This is a genomic window from Nocardiopsis sp. TSRI0078 (assembly GCF_001905145.1).
Lineage (GTDB): Bacteria > Actinomycetota > Actinomycetes > Streptosporangiales > Streptosporangiaceae > Nocardiopsis.
In genome coordinates, this window is record NZ_LWLB01000032.1 from 131,859 (window position 1) to 157,562 (window position 25,704).

The 25,704-nt window shown below is 73.8% G+C and carries 24 protein-coding genes and 3 tRNA genes; 11 read left to right on the forward strand and 16 right to left on the reverse strand.

What is annotated here, in order from left to right:
- Positions 1-121: 121 nt before the first annotated feature.
- From A6A08_RS17615 to A6A08_RS17625, 3 genes are all read right to left on the reverse strand, one after another.
- Positions 122-928: a 3'(2'),5'-bisphosphate nucleotidase CysQ gene (locus A6A08_RS17615; RefSeq protein ID WP_073703711.1), complete on the reverse strand. Its 807-nt coding sequence runs from the start codon at positions 926-928 to the stop codon at positions 122-124.
- Positions 925-1,971, reverse strand: a complete 1,047-nt coding sequence (locus A6A08_RS17620; protein ID WP_073703712.1) for an ATP-grasp domain-containing protein — start codon at positions 1,969-1,971, stop codon at positions 925-927. The genes A6A08_RS17615 and A6A08_RS17620 overlap by 4 nt, the downstream gene beginning before the upstream one ends.
- 289 nt (positions 1,972-2,260) lie before the next feature.
- Positions 2,261-2,791: a YbhB/YbcL family Raf kinase inhibitor-like protein gene (locus tag A6A08_RS17625; protein WP_073703713.1), complete on the reverse strand. Its 531-nt coding sequence runs from the start codon at positions 2,789-2,791 to the stop codon at positions 2,261-2,263.
- Between the two features lie 260 nt (positions 2,792-3,051).
- On the opposite strand from A6A08_RS17625, the gene A6A08_RS17630 reads away from it, so the two are divergent.
- Complete coding sequence (locus A6A08_RS17630; protein ID WP_073703714.1) at positions 3,052-4,017, forward strand: LLM class F420-dependent oxidoreductase; 966 nt, start codon at positions 3,052-3,054, stop codon at positions 4,015-4,017.
- A 58-nt stretch (positions 4,018-4,075) separates the two neighbouring features.
- Here the strand turns inward: A6A08_RS17630 and A6A08_RS17635 are convergent, their stop codons facing one another.
- Complete coding sequence (locus tag A6A08_RS17635; RefSeq protein ID WP_073703715.1) at positions 4,076-5,299, reverse strand: CdaR family transcriptional regulator; 1,224 nt, start codon at positions 5,297-5,299, stop codon at positions 4,076-4,078.
- 253 nt (positions 5,300-5,552) lie between these two features.
- On the opposite strand from A6A08_RS17635, the gene A6A08_RS17640 reads away from it, so the two are divergent.
- Complete coding sequence (locus A6A08_RS17640) at positions 5,553-6,026, forward strand: hypothetical protein (protein ID WP_073703716.1); 474 nt, start codon at positions 5,553-5,555, stop codon at positions 6,024-6,026.
- 80 nt (positions 6,027-6,106) lie between these two features.
- Here the strand turns inward: A6A08_RS17640 and A6A08_RS28030 are convergent, their stop codons facing one another.
- The 3 genes from A6A08_RS28030 to A6A08_RS17650 form a co-directional block, all read right to left on the reverse strand.
- Positions 6,107-6,262: a hypothetical protein gene (locus A6A08_RS28030; RefSeq protein ID WP_158069292.1), complete on the reverse strand. Its 156-nt coding sequence runs from the start codon at positions 6,260-6,262 to the stop codon at positions 6,107-6,109.
- A gap of 117 nt (positions 6,263-6,379) precedes the next feature.
- Complete coding sequence (locus A6A08_RS17645; RefSeq protein WP_073703717.1) at positions 6,380-6,946, reverse strand: TetR/AcrR family transcriptional regulator; 567 nt, start codon at positions 6,944-6,946, stop codon at positions 6,380-6,382.
- Positions 6,943-8,409 carry an MFS transporter gene (locus tag A6A08_RS17650; RefSeq protein ID WP_073703718.1) on the reverse strand — a complete coding sequence of 489 codons (1,467 nt, stop codon included), beginning with the start codon at positions 8,407-8,409 and terminating at the stop codon, positions 6,943-6,945. Before A6A08_RS17650 ends, A6A08_RS17645 begins: the two co-directional genes overlap by 4 nt.
- 325 nt (positions 8,410-8,734) lie before the next feature.
- Between A6A08_RS17650 and A6A08_RS17655 the strand changes: the two genes are divergently transcribed.
- Positions 8,735-9,970 carry a hypothetical protein gene (locus A6A08_RS17655; RefSeq protein ID WP_083609168.1) on the forward strand — a complete coding sequence of 412 codons (1,236 nt, stop codon included), beginning with the start codon at positions 8,735-8,737 and terminating at the stop codon, positions 9,968-9,970.
- A gap of 94 nt (positions 9,971-10,064) precedes the next feature.
- On the opposite strand, the gene A6A08_RS17660 is transcribed toward A6A08_RS17655, so the two are convergent.
- A complete protein-coding gene (locus A6A08_RS17660; protein ID WP_073703719.1) occupies positions 10,065-10,493 on the reverse strand; it encodes an Hsp20/alpha crystallin family protein in 429 nt (142 codons plus the stop codon).
- A 117-nt stretch (positions 10,494-10,610) separates the two neighbouring features.
- Here A6A08_RS17660 and A6A08_RS17665 point away from each other — a divergent pair, with 117 nt between their 5' ends.
- Together A6A08_RS17665 and A6A08_RS17670 are read left to right on the forward strand one after the other, a co-directional pair.
- Positions 10,611-11,420: a DnaJ C-terminal domain-containing protein gene (locus tag A6A08_RS17665; protein WP_073703720.1), complete on the forward strand. Its 810-nt coding sequence runs from the start codon at positions 10,611-10,613 to the stop codon at positions 11,418-11,420.
- Positions 11,417-11,788 carry a MerR family transcriptional regulator gene (locus A6A08_RS17670; protein WP_073703721.1) on the forward strand — a complete coding sequence of 124 codons (372 nt, stop codon included), beginning with the start codon at positions 11,417-11,419 and terminating at the stop codon, positions 11,786-11,788. The genes A6A08_RS17665 and A6A08_RS17670 overlap by 4 nt, the downstream gene beginning before the upstream one ends.
- A 36-nt stretch (positions 11,789-11,824) precedes the next feature.
- On the opposite strand, the gene A6A08_RS17675 is transcribed toward A6A08_RS17670, so the two are convergent.
- Both A6A08_RS17675 and A6A08_RS17685 read right to left on the reverse strand, forming a co-directional pair.
- Complete coding sequence (locus tag A6A08_RS17675) at positions 11,825-12,013, reverse strand: DUF2795 domain-containing protein (RefSeq protein WP_073703722.1); 189 nt, start codon at positions 12,011-12,013, stop codon at positions 11,825-11,827.
- A 933-nt stretch (positions 12,014-12,946) separates the two neighbouring features.
- Complete coding sequence (locus tag A6A08_RS17685; protein WP_073703723.1) at positions 12,947-13,423, reverse strand: MarR family winged helix-turn-helix transcriptional regulator; 477 nt, start codon at positions 13,421-13,423, stop codon at positions 12,947-12,949.
- Between the two features lie 96 nt (positions 13,424-13,519).
- Between A6A08_RS17685 and A6A08_RS17690 the strand changes: the two genes are divergently transcribed.
- From A6A08_RS17690 to A6A08_RS29160, 3 genes are all read left to right on the forward strand, one after another.
- Positions 13,520-15,016: an MFS transporter gene (locus tag A6A08_RS17690; protein ID WP_073703724.1), complete on the forward strand. Its 1,497-nt coding sequence runs from the start codon at positions 13,520-13,522 to the stop codon at positions 15,014-15,016.
- Between the two features lie 384 nt (positions 15,017-15,400).
- Positions 15,401-15,904 (forward strand): GNAT family N-acetyltransferase, encoded by a 504-nt coding sequence (locus tag A6A08_RS17695; protein WP_073703989.1) that lies wholly within the window; start codon positions 15,401-15,403, stop codon positions 15,902-15,904.
- 209 nt (positions 15,905-16,113) lie between these two features.
- Positions 16,114-16,293: a hypothetical protein gene (locus tag A6A08_RS29160; RefSeq protein ID WP_274534050.1), complete on the forward strand. Its 180-nt coding sequence runs from the start codon at positions 16,114-16,116 to the stop codon at positions 16,291-16,293.
- A 276-nt stretch (positions 16,294-16,569) separates the two neighbouring features.
- On the opposite strand, the gene A6A08_RS17705 is transcribed toward A6A08_RS29160, so the two are convergent.
- From A6A08_RS17705 to A6A08_RS17720, 4 genes are all read right to left on the reverse strand, one after another.
- Positions 16,570-18,807: a phosphodiester glycosidase family protein gene (locus tag A6A08_RS17705; RefSeq protein ID WP_073703725.1), complete on the reverse strand. Its 2,238-nt coding sequence runs from the start codon at positions 18,805-18,807 to the stop codon at positions 16,570-16,572.
- 414 nt (positions 18,808-19,221) lie between these two features.
- Positions 19,222-19,298, reverse strand: a tRNA-Val gene (locus A6A08_RS17710).
- A gap of 11 nt (positions 19,299-19,309) precedes the next feature.
- Positions 19,310-19,383, reverse strand: a tRNA-Cys gene (locus tag A6A08_RS17715).
- A 41-nt stretch (positions 19,384-19,424) separates the two neighbouring features.
- A tRNA-Gly gene (locus tag A6A08_RS17720) sits at positions 19,425-19,497 on the reverse strand.
- 161 nt (positions 19,498-19,658) lie between these two features.
- On the opposite strand from A6A08_RS17720, the gene A6A08_RS17725 reads away from it, so the two are divergent.
- Positions 19,659-20,828 (forward strand): molybdopterin molybdotransferase MoeA, encoded by a 1,170-nt coding sequence (locus A6A08_RS17725; protein ID WP_073703726.1) that lies wholly within the window; start codon positions 19,659-19,661, stop codon positions 20,826-20,828.
- Between the two features lie 202 nt (positions 20,829-21,030).
- On the opposite strand, the gene A6A08_RS17730 is transcribed toward A6A08_RS17725, so the two are convergent.
- Positions 21,031-22,815 (reverse strand): MFS transporter, encoded by a 1,785-nt coding sequence (locus tag A6A08_RS17730; RefSeq protein WP_083609169.1) that lies wholly within the window; start codon positions 22,813-22,815, stop codon positions 21,031-21,033.
- Between the two features lie 190 nt (positions 22,816-23,005).
- Here A6A08_RS17730 and A6A08_RS17735 point away from each other — a divergent pair, with 190 nt between their 5' ends.
- Positions 23,006-23,557 (forward strand): TetR/AcrR family transcriptional regulator, encoded by a 552-nt coding sequence (locus tag A6A08_RS17735; RefSeq protein WP_073703727.1) that lies wholly within the window; start codon positions 23,006-23,008, stop codon positions 23,555-23,557.
- Between the two features lie 21 nt (positions 23,558-23,578).
- On the opposite strand, the gene A6A08_RS17740 is transcribed toward A6A08_RS17735, so the two are convergent.
- Positions 23,579-24,076 (reverse strand): GNAT family N-acetyltransferase, encoded by a 498-nt coding sequence (locus A6A08_RS17740; protein WP_073703728.1) that lies wholly within the window; start codon positions 24,074-24,076, stop codon positions 23,579-23,581.
- Positions 24,077-24,473: 397 nt separating this feature from the next.
- Between A6A08_RS17740 and manA the strand changes: the two genes are divergently transcribed.
- Positions 24,474-25,658 (forward strand): mannose-6-phosphate isomerase, class I, encoded by a 1,185-nt coding sequence (manA, locus tag A6A08_RS17745; protein ID WP_073703729.1) that lies wholly within the window; start codon positions 24,474-24,476, stop codon positions 25,656-25,658.
- Positions 25,659-25,704 lie beyond the last annotated feature (46 nt).

The window sequence follows — 25,704 nt, forward strand, 5'->3', positions numbered from 1 at the left end:
CTGCGACGACGCCGCCCTGGGCCGTTCCGGGACCTTTCCGGGAAAGGCCCAGGGAAAGGGCTCTGGAAAGGGGGCGGGGGAGGGACCGGCGGCACGCCGGACGCACTTCCGGGAGCGCCCCTCAGGAGGCCAGCCAACGGGCGACGTCCCGGCAGGTGCGCGGATCGGCGCCACCGACCAGGCCCGTGTGCTCGTAGGCCCCCCGGTAGTCGAACGGCGTGCCGTCCAGGCGGGTGACCAGACCGCCCGCCTCCTCCAGGACGAGGGCCGGCGCGGCCACGTCCCAGTCGCGGACCGGCACGTCCTTGACGAACAGGTGCGCGGAACCGTCGGCGACCAGGCACAGCTTCAGCGCGATGCTGCCGCTCTCCAGGTAGGCGCCGTAGCCGAGGTGCTCGTGGACCCGGCGGGCGATCCCCCTCGGCTCGGGGGTGTTGTCGGTGAGCACGCCCCGCCCGGGGGCGGGCGCCTCACAGGGGGGCAGCGGGCGTCCGTCGCGCCGTGCGCCCCGGCCCCGTACCGCCGTGTAGAGGGTCCCGGTCTCGGGGGCGAACACCGCGGCGACCTCGGGCCGCTCCCCGACCATCAGCGCCGCCTGCGTCACGTACCCGGGGAACCCGTGGACGTAGCTGGCGGTGCCGTCGACGGGGTCGATCAGCCAGTAGCGGGGCGGACGCTCCCCGCGCAGCGACGCGGGGTCCTCCTCGCTGACCACCGGGATCCGCCCGTCGACCCTCCCCAACCGCTCCGACAGGGCCCGGTGCGCCATGCCGTCGGCCCCGGCCTTGAACTGGTCGCCCTCCCACACCCCGCTGCGGGCGCGGGCGTCGGACCGCCACGCGCGGAGCAGGCCGCCGACCTCCACGACCGCCGCGGCCACCGCCTCCGACAGCGGGTGCGTACCGGCCGCCTCGTGCGCGGCGGTCACCGGGCGCGCACCGGCACGGCGGGGGCCTGGCCGCCCGCCGACAGCCGCCGGGGCAGCGCCGGGGCGCCCACGGGCGCGGGGGTGATGCCCTGTGCGGTGAACTCGGACTCGCTGAGGAAGTCGTCCGTCCACCGCCGTACCATCGCCACCCCCTCGCGCCAGTCGTCGGCCAGGCGGGGTCCGTCGGCGACGGCCTGTTTCAGCAGGCCGGCGATCTCGTCGACCCCGGCGGCCGCGGTCAGCGACGCCGTGGAGGAGAACCGCGGGTTGATCTCGAACACCCTCGGCCGGCCCTCCCCGTCCAGGCACAGCTGCACGTTGAACGGTCCGTCGGCGCGCAGCGCGGCCTGCACCGCCTTGCAGGTGCGGACCACCTCCTCCTGGCGCCGGGTCACCGCGTACCTGGTCACCCCCTGCTTGAGGACGACCTCCTTGGGCACCACGGCCTGCACGTCGCCGTCCCGCCACACCACCACCGAGACCGTGTACTCCGGTCCGGTGATCCTCTCCTGCACGATCAGCTCGTCCGCCGCGTAGCCGCCCTCGGCCACCACCTGGACCATGTCGCGGACCGAGTCGACGACCACCACCCCGCGGCTGCCCCGCCCGGTGCGGGGTTTGACGATGAGGCCCCCGGGCGCCGAGCCCGCGGCGTCGCTGGGCCACTCCGAGGCCAGCCAGGTGCGCGGCACCCCGATCCCGGCGTCCTCCAGCTCCCGCATGAGCACGTACTTGTCCAGGCAGGCGGTGACGAAGTCCAGCCGGGGGAGCAGGACCGCCACCCCGTCCTTGGCCAGTTCGCCCACGTGGACCAGTTCCTCGTCCACCAGGGGGACGACCGCGACGGCGTCCTCGTCCGCGCACAGTGTCCGCATCCGGGGCAGGAACGCGTCGCTGTCACCCGGGGGCACCAGGTAGCCGCGGTCGGCCAGGTACAGGCCCGGAGCGGCGGGGTCGACATCGGTCGCCACCACACGGAAACCGTGTCCACGCAGATGGAGAATGGTGTCGGGGGTGGGAGCCGACCCCGCTGTGGTCACCACGACGGTCGGTTTCCTCACAGGCTGCTGTGGCACCTTCGGAGTCCTTCCAAGCGCGGTCGGTGGACGTGTGGAGGATGTTCACCGAGCCTAGACCGCGGGCCACCCGATGACCCGTGATTGGCCGGATCCGGTTGCCGGGTGAACCGTACGTGCCTTTCGCGCGTGTATTCACCGGCCCCGGAAGGAGAGGGCCGGGGGCGGATGCGCTGCGGCGCCGCACCACCCGCCCCCGACGGGTCCGGCGGACCCGTTCCCCGGGTCCGTTCCGCGACCGCCGCCTCCCGTGCGCCTACTTCTGCTCGTAGACCGGGGTGAGCATCGCGCGGCCCAGGGAGTGCGAGAACAGGTTGAAGCCGAGGAAGGCCGGACTCGCCGACTCGTCCACCTCCAGGCGGGGGACGTCCACCGCGTGCACCACGAAGAAGTACCGGTGCGGACCGTGCCCGGGGGGCGGAGCGGCGCCGATGTAGCGGTGCGATCCCGCGTCGTTGCGCAGGGTCACGGCTGGTTCCGGCAGGCCGGAACCGTCCCCGGCACCCGTCGCCAACTCGGTGACCTCGACGGGGATGTTCGCCACCGCCCAGTGCCAGAAGCCGCTGGCGGTGGGCGCGTCCGGGTCGAAGCAGGTGACGGCGAAGCTCCGCGTCCCCTCGGGGAAGCCGCTCCAGGACAGGTTCGGCGAGACGTCCTCGCCTCCTGCGCCCATGATCCCGCTGACCTGGGCCTTGGGCAGGGTCTTCCCGTCGGCCACGTCGTCGCTGGTGACGGTGAACGACGCGACCTGGGGCAGGAAGTCGTAGGGGGAGGGTGGCATGGCCACGAAGGGGCCTCCTTCGTTCGTCTGGATGGGCTTCTGCGGCCCGGCCGGGCTCCGGCGGAAGGCGGGGCCCGGCCCCGGGCCCTACGAACATACGCCCCGCCGGGAGCGTGCGTCTCGGGACGGAGCGCCGTGTCGGAAGACGGGTTCCGCACCTGGTGGCCCACGAACGGGGAGGCGCTCCGAGACGACAGACCGACCGGGCGGTACGGTCTTGTCGACAGAATCGGATTCGGTCCTTCGAACACCGACAGGGAGCCGCCATGACCACTCGCTGGGGCATCACCATCCCGCTGGAGGGAGTCCCGCTCCCCGAACAGCGGTCCATCATCGAGCAGATGCCCGACCTGGGCTACACCGACGCCTGGTCGGCCGAGGCCAACAGCACCGACGCCTTCACCCCGCTCGCCCTGGCCAGCGTGTGGGCTCCCCGGCTGCGCCTGGGCACCGCGATCGTGCCCGCCTACACACGCGGTCCCGCCACCCTGGCGATGAGCGCCGCCACCATGGCCGCCGCGGCGCCGGGCCGGTTCGCGCTGGGCGTCGGCACCTCCTCCAACGTGATCGTGGAGCGGTGGAACTCCATCCCCTTCGAGGAGCCGTACAAGAAGGTGCGCGACACGGTGCGCTTCCTGCGGACCGCGCTCACCGGGGAGAAGGTCAAGGCCGACTACGACACCTTCAGCGTCAAGGGCTTCACGCTCGGGTCGGTCCCCGAGCAGGCCCCGCCGCTGCTGGTGGCGGCCCTGCGCCCGGGCATGCTCAAGCTCGCCGGACGCGAGGGCGACGGCGCCATCATCAACTGGCTGTCGGCGGAGGACGTGCGCCAGGTGACGCCCTACGTGCGGCGGTACGGTGAGGACAAGGAGGTCGTCGCGCGCATCTTCGCCATCCCCGAAGCCGACGCGGACACCGCCCGCCAGATCGGCCGGTGGGCCATCTCCGCCTACCTCAACGTCCCCGTCTACCGGGCGTTCCACGAGTGGCTGGGCCGCGAGGAGCTGAACCCGATGTGGAAGGCGTGGGAGGAGGGCGACCGCAAGGGCGCGCTGGCCGCGATCCCCGACTCGGTGGTGGACGACCTGATCGTGCACGGCCCCGCCGAGTACTGCCGCGAGCGCATCCGGGCCTACGTGTCCAACGGCGTGACCACCCCGGTGATCGCGCCGATCGGTCCGCCCGGCGCGGACCCGGCCGCCGTCGTGCGTGCCCTCGCCCCGGAGGACTGACGGGACCCTCCTGGCGGGGCCCGGCGGGGATCCGCGTACCGGGTCCCCGCCGGAGCCCTCACCCCGCCCCGTCCTCCTCCAGGGGCCCCAGGAGGAGGCGCGCCCGCAGCACCAGTTCCAGTTCGAAGCGCTCACCGGGGTCGCGCAGCCGCGCGCCGAACAACTCCTCCAGCCGGCGCATCCGGTAGCGCACCGTCTGCGGGTGGATGCGCAGCCGCTCCGCCGCCTCGTTGGCGTTCAGGCCCGACTCCAGCCAGGACAGCAGCGTCTCGGCCATCCGCTCCCGCTGCGGCGGGCGCAGCCGTGTCAGCGGCGCCAGCCGGGACCGCGCCATCTCCGCGACCAGGCCGGTGTCCCGCGTCAGCAGCAGCGCGGGCAGGTGGTCGCTCCAGCGGACCACGCCCCCGCCAGGCACGGCGCCGGTACGCACCAGATCGGCCAGGTCGCGGGCGCGCGCCAGCGACTCCGGTGCCCGGTCCACAGGCACGCTCGGCCCCAGCACCGCGCACGCGCCGCGCAGCGACCGCTCCAGCGTCCGCAGCCGCCCCGGCCCCTCGGGATCGGGCACCAGCGCGCACGGCTCCGCCCGGTCCGGGTCCACCAGCACGTCCGACGGCAGCGCGGGTACCGTGCCGGGCGCCTCCCGGTACAGCAGGGCCACCGCCACCCGTTCGGGCGTCCGCCACCGTGCCGCCCGGGCCAGTGCCGGTACCGCCCGCGCCTCCTGTTCGGTGCCCGCCTCGGCCAGCAGCACCTCCAGCAGCCGCGCCCGGCGGCGGCGCAGCGCGTCCGCACCCGCGCCGCGCACCCGCGCGTACCCCTCTCCGGCGGCGGTCGAGATCTCCTCCTGGAACGCGAAGACCGCCTCTCCCAGCACCGCCATGTGGTCGCGGGTGAGCGCGTCGGCGTCGGCCAGCCTCCGCCACGCCACGGCCGCCGCCGTGCGCAGCCCCGTGTGCAGGCACTCCAGGGTGCGCCCGTGGCGGGCCTCGCCGGCGCCGAACGCCCGGAACTCGGCGGCCAGCGCGTCCACGTGCCCGGGGGACCGGCCGCCGCTCTCCACCCGGTCCAGGAACGCGTGCACTCCCACGCCGAGCACCCTGCGCAGCTCCTCGACGTCGGCGGGCTCCAGGGATGGGGAGTGGTCCCGGGCCCGGCGCCGGATTCCCTCCAGGGCCTCCTCGACCAGCGGCGCCACCAGCGGGCGCAGCCGGGCGCCCAGCTCCGGGGGGATGCGCGCGAACGGGTCCGTCCGAGGGCTCTCCCGCAGGGGATAGGTCATGTCACCTCCGGCGCGGACGCACGGCGGAGCCGCCCGTGGCACGCCCGCGCGTGCTCTGTGCGCCAGAAAGCTCGGTCTCCCAGGGGGAGGGGAACCGCGTTCCCATATCACCAGAGCCCGGCCGCGCGGACAACCCCGGCCTCCCCCGTCCACCGGACGCGTTCCCGGACACCGCTGGTCACGGAGCGGGTGGATACGGTAACAATGGTGCGGACACGCCGCCCCTTCCCCCGACCCCCCGAAAGGCGCTCCGATGAGACGGTCCCCGCTGTTCACACTGCCGCTGGCCCTGCTGCTGGCCCTCACGGCCTGCTCCGGGGAGGAGCCCCGGGACGGGGACGCCGGACAGGAGGCCGCGGAGGGGGACGGGGCCGCCTCGGCCTCGGCGCTGCGTGCCGCCGAGGGGTTCGTGGCCTCCCTCCAGGCGGCCGACGGCGAGGCGGGCTGCGCGCTGATGGACGAGGCCGCCCGAAGGGCCCTGGTGGACGCGCAAGGAGCCGACGACTGCGCGGCGGCCTTCCCCCCCTACGCCGAGTCCCTCCGGCACGGGGAGGGCATCGAGGTCGGTGAGGCGGCCGCGGGCACCGACCTGGAGGGCGACACCCCCATCATCACGGTCACCCTGGTCTACCCCGACGAGGACCACGGCCCCCTGGAGCTGCGCCAGGACTCCGACGACCAGTGGGTCGCCACCCGTCTGCCCGGCGTCTCCCTGGGCGGCGCCTGAGGACCGCGTCCCGCGGCCCGCCTCCGGGATTCGCGGGCCGGCGCGCCGCACCGCTCCCGCCCCGGCCGGACGGCGCCGGCTCAGGTGAAGAGGGCGTAGCCGAGGGTCATTCCGCCGGCCACGACCACCACGGTCACGAACGGCCAGATCCACCGGGCGACCAGCCCCTCGGACGGGTCCGCCGGGCTCGACGGCTCGGCACCGTCCTGGTTCTCGGGCTGCTTCCGGTTGTTCATACCGTCCGGCTTACCAGACCCGGGGGAGGGGTCGCGGCCTCCGGCCGGGCGGCCGCGCCCGAGCCGCCGGCCCCGGCCCCGGGCGGAGGTCCTCGGGGCGTGTCCGCCGGACACGCCTCAGCGCGGGTCCGGGCAGGCCCGCGCGCAGGCGTCGACCTGCTGCTGGACGACCGGGGCGTACATCTCCAGCAGGTCGTCGCGGGAGACCTCGTCCTCGGGGAACATGCCCAGGACGCGGATGCCCTCGGCGAGGCCGAGCATCTGGCAGGAGATGGCACTGGCGTAGCGGCGTTCGGGGGTGGTGTCCCCGATCAGGCCGGCGACGCCGTCCAGGAGCTTTCCGCGCGTCTCCTCGCGGGAGCGGTCGGGCTCGGGCGAGTCCCGGACGTGGGCGGCGGCGACCAGCCAGGCGTCGGGGACACCGTGCTCCCGACGGGTGAGGACCTTCTGCACCAGGGCCCGGCCCATGACGGAGCGGGGCAGGTCCAGCTCGGCGAGCGGGACCTCGTGCGGCCCCATCTCGTTGAAGAGCTCGGCCTTGCTGCGGTAGTGCTTGATCACCAGGGCGGGGGAGACCCCCGCGGCGGCGGCGATGTCGCGGATGGTCACCCCCTTGTACCCGTGCTCGGAGAAGAGCTCTCGCGCCGCGGCGATGATGGTGCTGCGGCTGTCGGGTCTGGTCACGGCCTCACCCCTACGGACTCCTTGGCGCTCCCGGTCCCGGACGCCGTCACGATGGTCCCGTACTCCTCGTCCCTCCGCTGCCCCCGGGTCGGAATGAGCGCCCCCACCAGCACGCTGGCCAGGGACACCGCCACACCCAGCCAGTGGACCAGCTCCATGGCCTCGCCGGAGGGGAACACCGCCCCGCCCACGCTCACGGTCAGGGACGCGAAGACCAGCGCGACCACCGCGCTGCCGCTGGAGGTGCCCAGCGAGCGGACCAGGGTGTTGAGCCCGTTGGCCGAGGCGGTCTCGCTGCGGGGCACGGACGCCATGACCAGGGCGGGCATGGCGGCGAAGGCGATGGCGGTGCCGATGCTGACGAACATGTTGCCCAGCACCACGTTCAGGACGGTGTCGGAGTTGAACACCCGCCACAGGTAGGTCAGGCCCATGACCGTCGCACCGGTCATCAGGGTCGGCTTTCCGCCCCACCGGTCGAGCATGCGGCCGGAGACCGGCGAGAAGCACAGCATCATCAGGCCGCTCGGCACCATCGCCAGCCCGGCGGTGACCACGGGCAGGGCCAGCCCGTACCCGGTGTCCTCGGGAACCTGGAGCTCCTGGGTGGTGACCAGGCCGTTCAGGAACATCGCGAACCCGGCGAAGTACGAGGACACGTTGGTCAGCAGCATGGGGGGACGAAAGGCCGTACGCAGGTTCACCATGGGCTCGCGGACCCTCAGCTGGAGGGGGACCCAGACCGCGAGCGCGACCGCGGAGAGCGCGGCCAGGCCGATGACCCGGCCGCTGGTCCAGCCCCACGAGGAGCCCTTGGACAGTGCCAGCAGGAAGCCCACGAGGACGACCGAGAGCACGATCGCGCCGACGACGTCGAAGTGGCCGCGGGAGCGCTGCGGGGACTCGTTGATCAGCAGGCGGATGGCGACGATGAGGACCGCCCCCACGAACGCGGTGGACCAGAACAGGGAGGTCCACCCGAACGCGCCGTAGAGCACGCCGGAGAGCGGCAGCCCCAGGGCGGCACCGATGCCGAGGGTGGCGCTCATCAGGGAGATGCCTCCGGAGAGCTTCTCCCTGGGCAGTTCGTCGCGCATGATGCTGATCCCGACGGGGATCAGGGAGGCGCCGAACCCCTGCATGGCGCGGCCGGCGATCAGGGGGAGGAAGCCGCCGCCGAGCGCCGCGATGAGCGAGCCCGCGGTCATGACCGAGAGGGCGACGAGCAGCATCCTGCGCTTGCCGTACATGTCGGCCATACGGGAGACGATCGGCGTGGACACGGCACCGGCCAGGAGGGTGGCGGTGACCAGCCAGGAGGCGTCGTCGGCGGACACTCCGAGGATCTGCGGCATGTCCGGCATCAGGGGGATGACGAGTGTCTGCTGCAGCGAGACGATCAGACCGCAGAGGGTGAGGATTCCCGTGGTGGCCCAGGCGGGCACGCGCAGGACGGACGGCATTCGGCCTCCAGGGACGGCGCGCACGAGTGGGGCGCGGAAGGTGTGCGGGCGCACTCCGGACCCACTCGTTCGAGCTGGTCGGTTGGGTGCGTGAAGGGGGGAGAAAGGGGGTGAACGCTCGTTCACCCGTTAGTGAGTAAACACTGTTACACCCCTGGGGGTCAAAGCCCGGGCGCGGATTGGGACCCTTCTCACGCGCCGGAGGCCCCCGGTGTCAACAAGGCGGTACTGGGTAGCCGTTAGCCGTCGGTCCGGGGCGCTCGGGCGGCCGGGGTCCGCTCCGGGCGGTGCGGGGAGGTGACGGGCGCGGGAGGGACACGGGGGCGTGGGGAGCGCCCGCACGCGACGTGCCGTCCGGCGCACCCGCCGCGACGTGGTCGACCGGGTGGAACAGGACGTGGTAGCGGTGCACGAGGAGGACGGATCCGAGGACGGCCGGGGTATCCGTGTCGGCTTCCTCGCCGATCCCGGCCTGCCCGCCAAGATGGCGGAGCGGATGGCCGACAAGCTGGCCGACGTGCTCTCCGAGCAGGTCGACGACACGGTGCGGTGGCGGGTGGGCGTGCGCGTCGAACCGCTCGCCCTCGACGGGCGCGACGACATCCCCCTCAACTCGATCGCCCGCACCGTGCTGGCGGAGGAGGACTGGGAGTACGTGGTCGCCCTGACGGACCTGCCCCGGCGCGTGGGGATCCAGCCGCTGCTCTTCAGCCTCAACAAGACGCACAGGTCGGCGATGCTCTCGCTTCCCGCCACGGGGTGGATACGGATGCGCGCCCACGTGTGGCAGGCGGTCGTGCACCTCGTCGACCGGCTGACCGCCGAGGACCCGCGCCGCGGGCGGGCGAGGAGGCCGGAGTCGGCGCGCCCGGGCCACCGCATCACCGAGTTCGTCTCCCCGGTCCGCGCGGTCGGACCCGAGTACGACATGGACGAGCACCTGGTGCTGGTCGGACTGCGCGGACGGGCGCGCCTGCTGCTGGGCATGGTGCGCAGCAACCGGCCGTGGCGCCTCGTGCCCAGCCTCTCCAGCGCGTTCGCCGCGGCCGCCGCCACGGGCTCCTTCGGCGTGTTCTACAACTCGATGTGGTCCATCGCCGACGCCCTCAGCCCCTTGCGCCTGGCCCTGATCAGCGTATTCGCGATGTCGGCCATGACGGTCTGGCTCATCGTCTACAACGGGTTGTGGGAGAGCCCCAAGGAGCGGCGGGAACGGGAGGAGGCCGTGCTGTACAACGTCTCCACCGTCTGCACCGTGGGGATCGGCGTGGCGTGCGTGTACGCCCTGCTGCTCGGGGTGACGCTCACGGAGGCCCTAGTGGTCATCGACGGCAGCGTCATGGAGGCGGCACTCGGCCATCCCCCGGGGCTGGCCAGCTACGTCTCCATCGCCTGGCTGGCCAGCTCCCTGGGAACCATGGCGGGGGCCCTCGGCTCCAGCTTCGAGGACCAGGCGGCCGTCCGCGAGGCCGCCTACAGCGCGCGGGAGCGGGAGCGCCGCGCCAGGTTCGACGAGAGCGCCGAGAAGGACGGGGAGGCCCGCGGGGGCACGTCCGGATAAGAACGGGGAGGACCGCGGGAGCACGTCCGGATGAGGCCCGGCGCGGGGCGGGGGCCGGGGGGCGCGTCCCCGGCCCCTGCGGGAAGGGGCGGGATCAGGCGTCGATCTGGCGGGCCCGGCCCTCGCCGCCGCCGACGCTGATCTTGCGCGGCCGGGCCTGCTCGGCCACAGGCACGCGCAGTGTGAGGACACCGTCGGTGTAATCCGCGGTGATGTTGTCGAGGTCCAGCGCCTCGTCCAGGAAGAGCCGACGGGAGAAGCGGCCCGAGGGCCGCTCGGCCACGACCGTCTCCCGGTCCTCCCCGGCCGCGCCGGTGCGCTCGGCCCTGACGGTGAGCACGTTCCGCTCGATCTCCAGGTCGATGGAGTCGGCCCTCACACCGGGCAGATCGAAGTGGACCACGAAGGAGCCGTCGTCGCGGTAGGCGTCCATCGGCATCGCGGCCGGGCGGACGGAGCCGTCGAGAAGGCGCTGGGCGATCCGGTCGAACTCACGGAGCGGATCCGTGCGCATCAGCATCATGACACCTCCTGCTCGCTGAGATAACTTGATGCGACCAGACGCAAGTTTTATACCACATCCGATGGAGAACAAACATTCTGAGTGCAGGAGGAAACCACCAAGGGGGAAGGAGGAGACATGCCCTCTCGGGAGGACCCCCACGCGGTACTGGGCCTGGGCGCCGGGGCCACGAGGGAACAGGTCGTCCGGGCCTTCCGCGCGCTGGCACGGCGCCACCACCCGGACTCCCCCGGCGGGGACCACGCCGCCTACATCCGCGTCCGCGACGCCTACGAGGCCCTCATGGACCCCCGCCGACGGGTCGAACACGACACCGGCCGCCACGTCCCCCCGTCCCGCGGGGGCGTCCGGATCCCCGTGCGGGTGCGGGGACAGCGGCCGCGCCGCGGCTCCGACGTCACGATCCCGGTCCGCCTGGACCTGGCCCGGGCGGTCTACGGGGGCACCGTGACCGTCGCGCTCGACGACGGCCGCACCACGGACGTCGACATCCCGGCCGGGACCGCCCACCGCTCCCGCCTGCGCGTGCCCGGCCACGGGCGGCCCGGCTCCCACGGCGGCGCGCCCGGCGACCTCGTGGTGACCGTGCTGGTGGAGGAGCACCCGTTCTACCGGAGGTCGGGGGAGGACCTGCGCACCACGCTCGTGCTGAGCTACGCGGAGGCCGTCCTCGGCGCCCGGGTCGCCATCACCACGCTGGACGGCCGGGAGGTCGTCGTGCCCGTCGCACCCGGTACCGCGCCGGGCAGTATCATCCGTCTTCCAGGTCAGGGTGTACCGTCCCGCACCCGCGTGGGCGACGCCGGCGCCCTGGTCCTCGACGTCACCATCGATGTTCCAGCGCAGCGCCCGACCCCCCGGCAGCGCGCCGCGCTGGAACACCTCGGCAGCACGCTGCCCCGTCCTGGGAAGGAACCACGCCGATGAGCGCCGCCCGCCCCGACCCCGACCGGGCTCTCTACACCATCTCCGTGGCCGCCGACCTCGTCGGGATCTCGGCGCAGTCACTACGGCTGTACGAGCAGCGCGGCCTGCTCAGACCCGCCCGCACCGACGGGGGGACCCGGCTCTACAGCGACAACGACATCGCGCTCCTGCGCCGTATCAGCGACCTCGTCGACCAGGGGGTCAACCTCACCGGCGTCGCCCGCATCATCGAACTCCAGGAGGAGAACACGCGCCTGCACGGCGGCGGCCCGGCCCGCCGGAACCTGGACGGGCAGGGGGCCGGGCCGGGGGCGGCACGTGCCCCCGAGCCCGATCCGGGGCGGTCCCTTCCGGGCTCGGGCCCGTGAACGGTGTCCGCCCCCGGCCCACGCCGCTGGTGTCCGTCAGCCGAACACGGCCTTCTGCACGTCGTCCGGACCGTCGAACCGCTCCGTCTTGGCGTTCGAGATCCTCTCGACCAGATCACCGTCCGCGCCGTTGTCCCTCGCCAGCGACGCCAGGTCGTCGCGGTCGGCGGGATAGTCAGCTCCCTTGAGCGCCTTCTGCAGCTCGATGGGGTTGATGTCGGCCATGGCGGTCTCCTGTCTCTGTGCTGGTACGGATGGCCCCGGTCGCCTACCCGGCCCCCGTGGCACCAACCTCAGCGGAAGGCAAAACGACGTCCGGACCGGATCCGCAGACGGGCCCGGCCACCGGTTTCCGATGCGCCCTGGGAGCCGTTCGCGGTGGCCGGAGAGGTCGGAGATCCCGCGGTCCGGCTCCGTGAGGCGCCTGTTGTAGGTCTCCAGGACCCGGTGGCGGTACTCCGGGTCGAGAGCCTCCCCGAGACAGGAGGCGGGGGCGCAGATCGGCGAGGGTCAGGCCCGCGTCGAGGAGTGCGCGGACCCGCGCGACGGCGGCGTCGTCGTACTCGCGCCAGTCCTTGCCGGTCCTGCGCGAGTGCAGGAGCCCCCTGCTGCTCGTAGTACCTCAGCGACCTTCACCGTGACCAGTGGTCCGGCCGCGGCGACGGACACCCCGAGGTCCGAGGCGACGGCGGGGAGGATCCCCGCGGTGATGAACTCGTCGGTCGCCGTGGCGAGGAGGGCGAGCAGCCAGAGCGGTGGCCTGCGGCTCACTGGTCTTCCGTGCATGCGGGCCACGGTAGGTACTGGCACCGGTGTCAGGTGCAAGCGCTGCGCCCGGATCTCCCCGGAGCCGCGGGTGGTGGTCACCGGCTTCGCCTCAGGGGTTCCGGCCGGCGCGCTTACCGGGGCGGGCCGGGACGAGTGCCCTCCGGGGTGTTCGCGAACAGCCCCGGCCCGGGAGCCCCGGTACCGCTGTCCCCCACCGTCCTGCCGCGGTCGGCGGCGTCCTCGGCCCGTCGACCGCCCCGCCCGTGGAGGAGGCGCCTCCCCTCCTGTCCGGGCTGCTCGCCCCGGTTCCGTCCCGCCCCGCGCGTGGAGGGCCGGCCCTGCCCTCCCCAAGGCCCGATCAGCGGGTCCGCGCACGGGGGAGCATCGTGGTCACGCACGCTCCTGGAGTTCGCTGATCCGCTCCTGGAGCCTGGCGTTGACCCGCCGGTTGAACTCCAGGAGCAGGCCCCGCTCCTCCTCGGTGTGGTCCCCGATGACGTCGGCGTAGGCGTGCCCCAGTGAGTCGAGGGCCTCGGCCAGCCGCGCGTACGCGCCGTCGCGGAGCAGCTCCACGATGACCTTCCGGCGGTCGCGCGAGTCGCGGCGGCGCTGGACGAACCCCGCCCGCTCCAGGCGGTCGACGACCGCGGTGATGGCCCCGCCGCGGGTCAGTCCCGTGTGCTCGGCCAGTTCGCCGGGGGTCATCGGGCCGTTCTTGTCCAGGGCGCCGAGGCAGGTGATGTCGGTGATGTTGACGCCGGCGTGTGCGGCGAGAGCCGAGTGGAACCGGACCGCCAGGGACGCTCCCACACGGAGTTCCTCGTAGAGGGCCCGGACGTCGTCCTGGGGCGTTGACACTGTGCTCATCACTCCCATAATCTCTCTGAAGTAGAGAGAAACTATTATGGTGAATCTCTCCATGCGTCCTTTCGCTGACCCTACATCCCCGTACCGGAGATCACCATGCCGGAAGTCCACGCACCCTCCCCGGACCGGACCCGCAGGAAGTGGATCGTCCTGGGGGTGGTCCTCCTCGCCCTGTTCATGGACCTCGCGGACGCGACGATCGTCAACATCGTCCTGCCCCGGATGCAGAGCAGCCTCGGCGCCGAGTACGCGGTGGCGCAGTGGGTCCTGGCGGGCTACTCCCTGACCTTCGCCCTGGCCCTCGTCACCGGCGGCCGGTTGGGCGACATCCTCGGCCGCAGGCGGATGTTCGTCACCGGCATGGCCGGGTTCACCCTGGCCTCGGTGCTGTGCGGCGCGGCGCCGACCGCCGAGGTCCTCATCACGGGGCGGCTCGTCCAGGGCGCCACCGCGGCCCTGATGGTGCCCCAGGTGATGTCGATCATCGTCGTGCTCTTCGACCACGCCGACCGGGCCAGGGCCTTCGTCCTCTACGGCATCACGCTCAGCCTGGCCAACGTCAGCGGCCCGCTGCTGGGCGCGGTCCTCACCGAGGCGGACCTGTTCGGCCTGGGGTGGCGGACGATCTTCTACGTCAACGTCCCGCTCGGCGTGCTCGCCCTCGCCCTCGCCCTGTGGCTCATGCCCGAGAGCCGGGCGGCCGACCCGCTCCGCCCCGACCCGGTCGGCATCGTCCTCATCGGACTGGCGATGTTCGCACTCATGTTCCCGCTCATCCAGGGGCGTGAACGCGGCTGGGACGTCTGGACGGTCGTCCCGCTCGCCGCCTCCGTCCCCCTCCTGCTGCTGTTCGCCCTGCACCAGCGGCACCGGGACCGCACCACGGGTTCCGCCCTGGTGCCGCCGACGCTCTTCGCCCACCGCTCGTTCACGGCCGGGTCCGTCGTCATGTTCGTGCTCTTCTCCGGCCTGGCGTCGCTCTTCCTCGTCCTGGCCTACGATCTCCAGCTCGGCCAGGGCTGGTCGCCCATGCTCACCGCGGTGGCCGTCGTCAGCTGGCCCGTCGGCGTCACCCTGATGTCCGGGGTCGCCCAGCGCCACGCCACCACCCACGGGCGCCGGGTCATCGGCATCGGCCTGGCGGTCATGCTCGCCGGCGTCCTCGCCCTGATCGGCGTCCTGTCCGCCATCGGCCCGGCGGCGACCTGGTGGCAGGTCGCCCTGCCGGTGCTCGTCACCGGCCTGGGCATGGGCATGTGCGTGCCCATCCTGGCCGGCGTGGTCCTGGCCGACGTCGGTGAGGACAGCGCGGGAGCGGGTTCGGGCGTGGCCAACGCCGTCATGCAGCTGGGCACGGCCGTGGGCGTGGCCGTGGTGGGGATGCTCTTCTTCTGGCTCGCCACCGGCGACGCCACGGGAGCGGCGCGCGGGCAGGCGTTCTCCGACGCCGCCGCGACCACCCTCTGGTACAACGCGGGGGCCTTCCTGGTCGCCCTGCTCCTGGTGCCCCTGCTGCCGCGGGCCGCGCGGCCGGAGCCGGGCGCCCCGCCCGCGGAGGAGGCGCCCGCCGAGCCCCTGTCCGACCGCGCCTGAACGACACGGCGGCCCTGCCAGGACCGCGGCACGACGATCACCCCTGACCATCGGCCGGGACCACGGTCGCCTTCGCCGTCGGCCTCCCCACCTCCCAGGGCACGGCACCGGGGCCGCGGTCCCTTCCCCCACCTCTGCGGAGCATGACGCCCATGACCACCCCGGCCCCATCGACACCTCCATCCCCCGGCTGACAACGCTCGGGCCTACGCCAAGGCCACCCGGCGGCGCACGCGCCGCGAACCCGGCACCGGCCCCCGCCGGGCCCGGCCTCGGCGGCCCCGGGCCAACGGCGAGGCCGAACGGTTCCACCGCACCCCGGCTCAGGAACGGGCCCACTACCCCAGCCGTGCTTCGTGGCGGTCCGTGGGGCAGAGTGGGGGCATGCCTACGTACGAGACGATGCCGTTCCACCTTGAGACCGAGCGGCTGGTACTGCGGCCGTGGGCCGAGTCGGACGCCGCCGAGCTCCGCGCCCTCATCGCCGAACGCGGCAGCGGCACGCCCACGGTCGAGCACATCCGGACGGGCATCGCGAAGCAGCTCACCGCGACGGCGACGACGGGGATCGCCCTGCTGCCCATCCAGCGCCGCGACGAAGGCGACTTCATTGGCTACTGCGGGTTGGTCATCGGCCGCTCCACCGTGGAGGAGCCCGAGCTCGCGTACGAGCTGTTCCAGCGCGCGCACGGGCGCGGCTACGCCACCGAGGCGGCCGGCGCGGTGCTCGACGCCGCTGTGGCGACCGGGCGGAGAAGGCTCTGGTCGACCGTCGGCACATGGAACACACCGTCCCTCCGTGTCCTTGAGAAGCTCGGGTTCGAGCGGGACCACGTCTCCACGGAGGACAGCGGCGAGGTGGTGTGGCTCACGCGCTCGTTGCCGTGACACGGGATCGCGCCCGGGGACCTCGTACTCACGTGATCGGGTGCGCCCAAGCAGAGCAGGCGGCCTGACGGCGGTGGGGTCATCCGGGCCGGTGTTCCTCCTCCCGCCTCCCGCGTTCCTGACCTCTCAGGTCAGTACACCTCCGAACCCGCCCTGCGCCACGGCGGACCGGAGCGGCGGCGGCCCTGTTCCCGCCGTCGGTGGACGGCATGATCGTCGGCGCCTCCATGACGCTGCTGAGCGATGCCCGTCACGGTCGTCAGGGCGGTCTGCTGCCCTGGGCGCTGCTGATCGTCGGTTCCGGTGCGCCCTTGGCGGCCGACGTCGCGGTGGCCGACCCCACGAGGCGGTCGCGGATCATCCCCACGCCTGGCCCTCGTCCACCCTGACCGGTGCGTACGGGCTGCTCATACGGGGCTTCCGCACCAGTGCCAGGAGCGTACGCAGACGCTCAGCAGGGCACGTCGGGTGCCGAAGCCGAACACACCGTCCTTCCTGAAACGACCGGGGAACGGCCGGGGACGAGCCTTCGGACCGTGTCCCCGGCGGCCGGCGGGGAGCCTCCTGAGCCCCCGCCGCCGTTCCGGACCCGAGCCGTGGAAGCGGGCGGCCTCGAAGGAGACCGTCGGCTCCGTGCCCGAACGCGCCCGTTCCGCCGGCGGGGCTCACCCGGCGGAGCAGGGCTCCGTCGCGGTCTCGGCGGTGAGGCCGTCGAGCACCACCTCGCCGGCGTAGGCACGGCCCGGGTCGTCCTCCACCAGGTACACACGGGAGACCGTGACCGGGTGTCCGACACCGTCGGGCACCTCGAGGCGCACGTCGCGCCAGCCCTCCCAGTCGACCGCGGGACCCTTGAGGGAGTGGCCGACACCGTGGTCGTCGGTGAGGCTGAGCATGAGGCGCGCACCGTTGCCGTCGCCGCGCACACCCACGGTGAACGCGAAGGCCTGGCGGTCGAGGGCGAGCGGCCCGGGCGGGTGGGCGGCGGCGGCCCGGGTGCGGATGTGGCGGGTGAAGTCGTACGCCAACGCCAGTCCGGGTCCGTCGCGCCCGGCCACGGGGCGCGCCCGGGCCTCACCGCGTGCGGACCGTGCCGTCCACTCCTGCGCGTCGTCGAAGGCCGCCACGGAGACCGTCCGCGCGCCGACGGAGAACGGGACCTCGGTGCTCACTCCGCCGGCGGTTACCGCGAGGATGCCCGTCCCTTTCGCGGCGCGTGGCCGCACCTCGAAGCGGCCGTCGTCGTGGGCCACGACCTCGACCAGGTCGGGGACGGCCCCGACCTCGGCGTCGACCGGTTCGACGGGAGCCCGCTCCCCGTCCTCGGTGACCCCGGTGAGCACGAAGGAGGCGGTGTCCTCGGACGAGGCCAGCCCCAGGCGTCCCGGTGTGGCACGAAGCGCGTCCGGGGCGGGCAGCACCTCCAGGCCGACGGTGCCCCGGACGGCACCCGCCTGCCCCGTGACGGTCACCCGACCGGGGCCTCCCGCGACGAACCGGGGGCCGTCACCGTGCCCGGCGGGTGCGGACAGCCTGAGCTCGTCGGTGCGGTCGTCGGGGGTACCGGGCGCACCGGGACCGGACGGCCCGAAGGCCTCGTCGTGCCCGGTGGCGGCGAGGGTACGGTGCATGCCGGTGAACACACGGCGGGGGTCCTCCCGGGGCGGCGTGGGAGAGCCGTGTTCGGGCCGGGGTTCCAGCGCGGGCCGCAGCCACAGGCCCGAGGCCTGGGCCGACCCCTCGGGCGCCGTGATCACCAGGCCGTCGGGGACCTCCCGGAGCCGGTCCCCGGCACGGTTGCGCAGCACCGGACGGGCACCCCCGGGTTCGCGGACGAGCAGGGTCGAGGATCCGCCGCCGTCCAGCTCCAGCGCCTCGGTGACCCCGGACGCGGCGAGCAGTTCGGCGACCTCCGCGAGCGTGGACCCGGCGGTGGCGGGGTTGCGTCCGTCCGCGGCCACCACGTGCATGGCGCCACCGTCCTCGGAGAAGCCGATCGCGGTACGCGGCGCGCGGGAGTCGTCGTCGACGGGGACGGGCTCGCCGTCGCGGACCAGCACGTGCCGCCCGCCCAGGACGACGCGGGGGTCGGTGCCTTCGGCGGTGAGGGTGTGTTCCAGGCCGACCGGGTCGCCCTCGCTCAGGGCGGCGATCCGCTCCGCCGCGGAGCCGCGTGCCACCAGGACCTGGTCGTGCTCGTCGATCGGGCCTCTGCCGGGGGTGTCGCTGACCCGCTCGACCGTGCCCTCGGAGATGACGGCCTCGGCGACGGGGGCGGCGGCCGTGTCCCCGGGGCCGGTCCCCGGTTCGTACACGACGTGTTCGCGGGGGTGCTCGCCCCAGTCCGACGTGTACAGGCCGACACCGTTCTCGGGGACGGTGGGGGCGTTGAGGGCGTCGAGGTCGAGATCCCCGGTGGGCAGGGAGACGGTCCCGTCGAAGGCCACCCGCCGCACGCCGCCCGTGCCGTCGGCGTCGATGACCACGGCGTGGGCGAACCCCGCCTCCGGCGAGGTGAGCACGCGTCCGTCGCGCATCCCGGCGCCCATGGGGGCCTGGGTCGCGCCGATGTCGAAGTAGCCGCCGTTGACCGCGGCGACGAGGGTGGAACCCTCCGGGGGCTCGGCGGCGGCCGCCATGTCCGCGACCGTCGCGGGCGAGGTGAGACCGCCCCCGTCGACGTACTCGATCCCGATCTCCTCGGTGAGGTCGACGGTGAGGAGACTGGCGAACCGTCCCCCGCCGCCCCCGGGGCCGGGGACGGGGCCGGACACGAGGTCCACCCCGGTGGCGATCCGCTCCTCCACGGCCCCGGTGATCCCGGTCGCCGGCGGGACGGCGTCGGCCGCCACCTGGGGCGGCGGCGCGAGCAGGGCCAGGGGCGCGACCAGTACGGCGACCACGGGGACGGTCGCCGGGCGGACAGGACCCGAAGGCCTCGGTCGGGACAGGTTCACGGGGCACCCCTTCGCGTGAGGGCTCGTCCGGGAGGCGAGCGGTGTGCCCGGTGCTCGGGCCGTGCACATCCTCCACGACGGGTGGTCCCTCCAGGGGCGGTACACACCGAGGGGCGCGGACATGAACGCGGGATGGGGAGTACGCGGATTCCTCCCCCGTCTCCCGGAGGCGGCCCGTGCGGTTCGGGAACGGGGGCGGCTCTTCGCCGCGGTGCCGCCCCGGCGAGAGCGCGACGGCGGAAGACGACGAGAGCGGGCTCCTGGAGGAGCCCGCTTCGAAGGCGGTCTCCCGGCTGCCTCCCGCGCGAGGAGGCCCCGAGAAACGCCTCAGGCCAGAGTGTGTGCTCTGGCCTGAAAAGGTGGTGGGCGATACAGGATTCGAACCTGTGACCTCTACCGTGTCAAGGTAGCGCTCTAACCAACTGAGCTAACCGCCCGCGCGAAGCGATGGAGGTGGAGACGGGATTCGAACCCGTGTAGACGGCTTTGCAGGCCGCTGCCTCGCCTCTCGGCCACTCCACCGAGTTACACGAGAAGCGCCTGGGCGCCTCGCGTCTCCTCCGAGCGGACGACGGGATTCGAACCCGCGACCCTCACCTTGGCAAGGTGATGCTCTACCAGCTGAGCCACGTCCGCTTGCTGCCCGGCCTGCGGCCCGTGGGCCCGCCGTGCTGCTGATAAGAACTCTAGCGGAAAGTCGGGATACGGCAAATCGACGCAGGGAGGAGCGGTCCGAGGCGCCCGGGGGGCGGACGGGTGGACAATGGGGGCACACCGGCGCGGCGAGGGGAGACGGTATGAGCGGGAGGGGACACGGCGCGCACCTGCCGTGGCCGCGGGCACGGCAGGCCGCCGGGCTTCTGGGCGGGCGGAGGAGCCCCGTCCCGCGCGACCTCCCCCTCGCGGACGCCCTGGGCGCGGTCCTCGCCGCGGACGTGCGCGCCCTGGCGGGCCTGCCCGCCTTCGACGCCTCGGCCATGGACGGTTTCGCCGTGGCGGGCAGGGGACCCTGGCGGCTGGTCGGCACGCAGCTGGCGGGAGCGTCCCCGGCGGCCGCGGCCCTGCGTCCCGGCGAGGCCGTCGAGATCGCCACGGGCGCCCGGGTGCCCAAGGACACCGAGGCCGTCCTGCCCTACGAGCTGGCCGCCGTCCGCGACGGGAGGGTGGACGGACCCGTCGAGGAGGGCCGCCACGTGCGCTGGGCGGGGGAGGAGACCGCCCCCGGTGAGACCGTTCTCACGCGCGGGGCGGTGGTCGGTCCGGCGGCGCTGGGCCTGGCCGCCAGCCTGGGCCACGAGACCCTGCCCGTGCTGCGGCCCCGGGTCTCGGTGCTGGTCACCGGGGACGAGGTCACCACCTCGGGCCTGCCCGGCGACGGGAGCGTGCGTGACGCCATCGGCCCGATGCTGCCCGGGATCGTCGACCGCGCGGGCGGCCGGGTCGAGGACGTACGGCACCTGGGCGACGACCGGCGGCCGCTGCTCGGCGCCGTGGCGGGCGCGGACCGCGACGTGGTCGCGGTGTGCGGGTCCTCCTCCCGCGGACCGGCCGACCACCTGCGCTCGGTCCTGGCGGAGCTGGACGCCTCCGTCGTCGTGGACGGCGTCGCCTGCCGTCCGGGCCACCCGCAACTGCTGGCGCACACCGACCGGACCGTGTTCGTGGGCCTTCCGGGCAACCCCGGAGCCGCGCTCGTCGCGGCGGTGACCCTGCTGGTCCCCCTGCTCGCCGCCATGGCCGGCCGCGCGGACCCCTGCGGAGGGCTGCCCCCGGCCGTCCTGGAGGGGCAGGTGAGCGCCCACCCCAGGGACACCAGGCTCGTCCCGGTCCGCCTGGACGGCGACCGCGCCCGCCCCGTCGGCCACGACCGGCCGGGCAGCCTGCGCGGTGCCGCCCTGGCCGACGCCTACGCGGTGGTGCCCCCGGACTGGGGCGGCGCCGAGGCGGACCTGCTCCGCCTTCCCTGAGCGCCCCCGGGGCGGCCGGTCCCGGGCGTCCAGGACGTTCCGGCGCCCGGACGCCTCCGGCCTTCCCGGACGTCTCGACCACTCCGCGGCCTCGGCCCTCCCAGTCCTCCCAGCCCTCCCGGCCCTCCCGGCCGGCCCGGAGCACTCCGGACACGCGTCGGCCCCGGAGGGGCCACTCCCTCCGGGGCCGCGTCACGCCGTTCTACCGCTCGTCCCGCCCAGCGGTCCGCGCGCCCGGGGACGTCGCGGACTCCTCGAAGCCCCCGGACTCCCCGGGCTCTCCGGACTCTCCGGGTTCTCCGGATCCCCCGACAGGCCCACCGGTCTCACCGGTCCCCTTGGTCCCACCGGTCTCCCCGGAGGACTCCTCCGAGACCGCCTCGACGGAGTCCCCGGCGTCTTCGGCGGGCGTCGGATCCACCGCCGGGTTGCCCCGGCCGCGCAGCAGCACCCAGGCCTGCGCGGCGGCGTACAGGACGATCATCACGGCGATGGCGCTGGTCAGGTGCATCCCGTCGGTGAACGCCGTGCGCGCCGCGCCCATGAGGGCCTCGCCCGCTCCGCCGCCCAGGTCGGCGGCGGTGTTCGCGGCACCGCCCAGCGTCTCCCGCGCGGCGTCCACGGCACCCGGGGGCACGCCCTCCACCGCGTCCAGGTTCGCCCGGTAGGACGCGGTCAGCACGCTGCCCAGCACCGCGACGCCGAGCGCGGCGCCCAGCTCGTAGGCGGTCTCGGAGATCGCCGAGGCCGCGCCCGCGCGCTGCGGCGGGGACGCGGACATGATCGCGCCGTTGGTCAGCGTCTCGGCGAACCCGGAACCCGTGGCGATCAGGGCGAAACCCACCGCCACGAGCGCCACGCCGGTGACCACGCCGCCCTGCGGCGCGAACACCAGCACCGCGAACCCCGTCGCGGTCACCAGCAGGGCCCCGCCGATCACCGTGGCCAGGCTCAGGCGGCGCGACAGCCGCACCGCGACCAGGCTCGCCAGCACCGACATCACCAGGCCCGGGACCAGCACGAACCCGGCGCGCATCGGGGAGACGCCCAGCACCAGCTGCAGGTACTGCGTCAGGAAGAACAGCGACGAGACCAGCGAGAACACGATCATCAGGTTGGTGGCCACGGCCACGCCGAACACCCGGTACCGGAACAGGCCCACGTCGATCAGCGGGTCGTCGAGCCCCCGCTGGCGCACGACGAACGCGTAGCCCAGGGCCAGACCGACCGCCAGGGACACCACCGCGACGACGTCCCAGCCCTCGGTGGCCAGCTTCTTGACCCCGTACACGGCGGGCAGCATCGCGGCCATCGACAGCACCACGCTCAGCGGGTCCAGGCGGCCCGGCTCGGGGTTGCGCGACTCGCGCACCAGCAGCGGGGCCAGCACCAGGATCAGCGCCATCACGGGCAGGTTGATCAGGAAGACCGACCCCCAGGAGAAGTGCTCCAGCAGCCAGCCGCCCAGGATCGGGCCGAGCGCCGCGCCGCCGGAGAAACCGGACCCCCACACGGCGATGGCCAGCAGCCGCTGGCGCGGGTCCAGGAAGGTGTTGCGCAGCAGCGACAGGGTGGAGGGCATCAGTGACGCGCCCGCCATCCCGAGCAGGGCGCGGGCCAGGACCAGCACCCCGGCCGTGGGGGAGAGGGCGGCCAGCAGGGAGGCCGCGCCGAAGGCGGCCGAGCCGATCATGAGCAGGCGCCGCCGGCCGATGCGGTCGCCCAGCGACCCCATGGTGACCAGCAGCCCGGCCAGGACGAAGCCGTAGACGTCGACGATCCACAGCAGCTGGCCCGACGTGGGGCGCAGCTGCTCGCTCAGTTCGGGGACGGCGAACCCGAGCACGGTCGAGTCGACCGAGATCAGGACCACCGGTAGGACCAGGACGGCCAGTGCGGCCCATTCGCGCGGACCCGCGAGGGCGGGTGCCGCGCCGTCGCGGCCGTGCACGCCAGTGGTGCCGTTTCCGGCCTTGGCGGAACTCATCTTTCCTCGTTACGTGATCGCTGGTGGCGCGCCGCTCGGATCGTAGGGGCGCGACCGCGGCCCGGCGGGAGGCGAAGAGGCGAACGGCCGGGCGGGCGGGGACGGGAAGTCTGGTCGACCGGAGGACGTACTCCGGGACTCTTCGACCGTCCGGACGGTACAGTACCGTCCAGACGGTACAGTGTCAATCGTGAACACCTCGAACACCCGCGACCGCATCCTCGACTCCCTCCAGGCCATCCTCGTCAACGAGGGGTACTCGGGGGTGACCCTGGAGGCCGTGGCCCGTGACGCCTCGGTGTCCAAGGGCGGGCTGCTGTACCACTTCCCGTCCAAGGCCGCGATGCTCACGGGGCTCATCGAGCGTCTGAGCGCGCTGGCGGAGGAGGAGTTCCGCGAGGCCGTGGAGGGAGGGGAGGGCGTGGTCCGCGTCTTCCTGCGCACCTCGCTGCCGCGCAGCCCGCAGGAGCGCGAGCTGTACTGGGCGGTCATCGCGGCCCTGCGCGGCCAGGAGGACCTGCCCGAGGAGGCCACCCGCAGGGTCCAGGACCTCTTCAGCCGCTGGGGCGAGCTGCTGCGCGCCGAGATCGACGACCCCGTCCTGGCCGAGATCATCCTGCGTGCGGGCGACGGGCTGTACATGTCGGCGATCGCCGGGCTGCCCCAGCCCGACCCGGAGCTGACCCGGCGGATGATCGACCGTCTGGCCGAGGAGTCCGACAAGGTGCGCCGCGAGCGCTGAGGCGGCCGCCCCGGCCCGGGCTCAGACCCTCTGCCTGAACACCTGGACCTCCTTGGCCCCGGAGGGGACCCGCTCCACCGGGGTGAAGCCCTGCCTCTCGTAGTAGCGCACGAGGGCTCCGTCGCCGCCCGCCCAGCAGTCCACGCGCAGCAGCTTGACGCCGCGCTCGCGCGCCTGCCTGCGGGCGAGCGCGAGCAGCGTGCCGCCCACGTTGCGCCCGGTGTAGGCGCGGGAGACCAGCAGCAGGCGGATGTAGATCTCGCGTTCGGCCACCGGGGGAACGTACTCGGGAGCCCGTTCGGTGAAGCTGAGGAACCCGGCCGCGTCGTCTCCGATCTCGGCCACCCACAGCTCCTCGGAGACCAGCTCCTCCACCAGGGCGATCCGGGCCGGGTCGCGTGACCAGGGCTGGTCGCCCCACTGGCCGGAGCGGCCGTGCGCGGCCAGCCAGGCCACGGTGGAGTCGAACGTCTCCAGCACCGCCGACAGGTCCTCCGGTACACCCTGGCGCAGCCTCATGTGTCCGCCTCACATGTCGGGGGAACAAGCACAACCAGTACACGTTAGCCGCTCGGCGGCCCGCTCGGCGCCGCTCCCATGTGTCCGCCCCGCCCCTGGGGGAATGAACACAGCAGGGGAAGTCCGTCGGCGCCCCCACCGGCGTCCGCGTCCCGGGAAGGTGATCATGCGGTGCTGTTCCCGTGTCCCGGATCGTGATTTACTTCCCGGTAACTTCGTTGCCGCAGTCGGGCCCCGCGCTCGTAGGGTGCCCGCCCACCCCGCGAGGTGAAGTGTGCACTACCGCCACGAGTGGGGCGCGCCGTATCGACCCCGACCGGCTCCCTTCGCGAGACTGTTGCCACCTCGCGGAGGCGTCCACGGGGTGAGGACACGCAGACGGGAAAGCGGGGGGCGGATGCACAGGCTCACCAACCAGGTCAGACCTTACGCCTGGGGAGCTCGCACGGCCATCCCACGGCTGCTGGGCACCGACCCCGACGGCACACCCCAGGCCGAGCTCTGGCTGGGCGCCCACCACGGCGCGCCGAGCACGGCGCACTGCGAGGACGGCCCGCGCCCCCTGCCCGGCCTCATCGCCGACAACCCCCACCGCGTGCTGGGGCCGCGCACCGCCGAGCGCTTCGGCGGACGGCTGCCCTTCCTGCTCAAGGTCCTGGCCGCCGAGGAGCCCCTGTCCCTCCAGGTGCACCCCGACGCCGCCCGCGCCCGAACCGGGTTCGAGGCCGAGGAGCGCGCGGGCATCCCCCTCGACGCCCCCCACCGCAACTACCGCGACCCCCACCACAAGCCCGAACTCCTCCTCGCCCTGGAGCCCTTCGAGGCGCTGTGCGGCTTCCGCGAGCCCTCCGCCGCCCGCGCCGACCTGGGCGGACTCACCTGCGAACTGGCCGCCTCGCTGCGCGCCGACCTGGCCCTGCCCGACACCCACGACGCCCTGCGCGCCGCCCTGACCCGCCTGCTCACCCTCCCCGAGGAGGACCGCGGACGGCTGATCGGCGAGTTCGTGCGCGAGTGGTCGGCCTCCGGCGGGCACGGCCCCCACGGCGGCATCGTCCCGGACCTGGCCGACCGCTACCCGGGCGACCCGGGCGCGGTCGCCGCCCTGCTGCTCAACCGGGTCACCCTGTGGCCGGGACAGGCCCTGTTCCTGCCCGCGGGCAACATGCACGCCTACCTCCAGGGCACCGCGGTCGAGGTGATGGCCAGCTCCGACAACGTGCTGCGCGCCGGGCTGACCCGCAAGCACGTGGACGCGCCCGAGCTGCTGGACGTGGTCGACTTCTCGGTGCTGCCCATCCCCTACGCCCGGCCCGACCACCTGGAGGGGCGCCGCGAGTTCCGTCCGGCCGCGCCCGAGTTCGCGCTGCACGAGATCGGCCCGGGCCGTATCACCGCCCACCTGCCGGGGGAGGGGCCGACCGTCGTGCTCGTCCTGCACGGGCAGGTGGAGCTGGTCGCCGAGGTCGGCCAGGGACTGACCCTGCAGCGCGGCGAGTCGGTGTTCGTGCAGGCCGACAGCGGGCCGATCAAGGTCGAGGGGCACGGGCACGTCGTCGCCGCGACCGTCGGGGACCGCTGAGTGGCGGCCCGGACCCGCGCCGCGTCGGGCAGCACCGGGCACCCCG

Excerpts from the sequence above, each read along its gene's own strand:
- A6A08_RS17630 (WP_073703714.1), top strand. The coding sequence starts at position 3,052 with ATGACCACTCGCTGGGGCATCACCATCCCGCTGGAGGGAGTCCCGCTC.
- A6A08_RS17685 (WP_073703723.1), bottom strand. The coding sequence starts at position 13,423 with ATGAGCACAGTGTCAACGCCCCAGGACGACGTCCGGGCCCTCTACGAG.
- A6A08_RS17730 (WP_083609169.1), bottom strand. The coding sequence starts at position 22,815 with ATGAGTTCCGCCAAGGCCGGAAACGGCACCACTGGCGTGCACGGCCGC.
- A6A08_RS17635 (WP_073703715.1), bottom strand. The coding sequence starts at position 5,299 with ATGACCTATCCCCTGCGGGAGAGCCCTCGGACGGACCCGTTCGCGCGC.
- A6A08_RS28030 (WP_158069292.1), bottom strand. The coding sequence starts at position 6,262 with ATGAACAACCGGAAGCAGCCCGAGAACCAGGACGGTGCCGAGCCGTCG.
- A6A08_RS17725 (WP_073703726.1), top strand. The coding sequence starts at position 19,659 with ATGAGCGGGAGGGGACACGGCGCGCACCTGCCGTGGCCGCGGGCACGG.
- A6A08_RS17690 (WP_073703724.1), top strand. The coding sequence starts at position 13,520 with ATGCCGGAAGTCCACGCACCCTCCCCGGACCGGACCCGCAGGAAGTGG.
- A6A08_RS17665 (WP_073703720.1), top strand. The coding sequence starts at position 10,611 with ATGCCCTCTCGGGAGGACCCCCACGCGGTACTGGGCCTGGGCGCCGGG.
- A6A08_RS17740 (WP_073703728.1), bottom strand. The coding sequence starts at position 24,076 with ATGAGGCTGCGCCAGGGTGTACCGGAGGACCTGTCGGCGGTGCTGGAG.
- A6A08_RS17695 (WP_073703989.1), top strand. The coding sequence starts at position 15,401 with ATGCCTACGTACGAGACGATGCCGTTCCACCTTGAGACCGAGCGGCTG.
- A6A08_RS17650 (WP_073703718.1), bottom strand. The coding sequence starts at position 8,409 with ATGCCGTCCGTCCTGCGCGTGCCCGCCTGGGCCACCACGGGAATCCTC.
- A6A08_RS17660 (WP_073703719.1), bottom strand. The coding sequence starts at position 10,493 with ATGATGCTGATGCGCACGGATCCGCTCCGTGAGTTCGACCGGATCGCC.
- manA (WP_073703729.1), top strand. The coding sequence starts at position 24,474 with ATGCACAGGCTCACCAACCAGGTCAGACCTTACGCCTGGGGAGCTCGC.
- A6A08_RS17640 (WP_073703716.1), top strand. The coding sequence starts at position 5,553 with ATGAGACGGTCCCCGCTGTTCACACTGCCGCTGGCCCTGCTGCTGGCC.
- A6A08_RS17675 (WP_073703722.1), bottom strand. The coding sequence starts at position 12,013 with ATGGCCGACATCAACCCCATCGAGCTGCAGAAGGCGCTCAAGGGAGCT.
- A6A08_RS17670 (WP_073703721.1), top strand. The coding sequence starts at position 11,417 with ATGAGCGCCGCCCGCCCCGACCCCGACCGGGCTCTCTACACCATCTCC.
- A6A08_RS29160 (WP_274534050.1), top strand. The coding sequence starts at position 16,114 with ATGATCGTCGGCGCCTCCATGACGCTGCTGAGCGATGCCCGTCACGGT.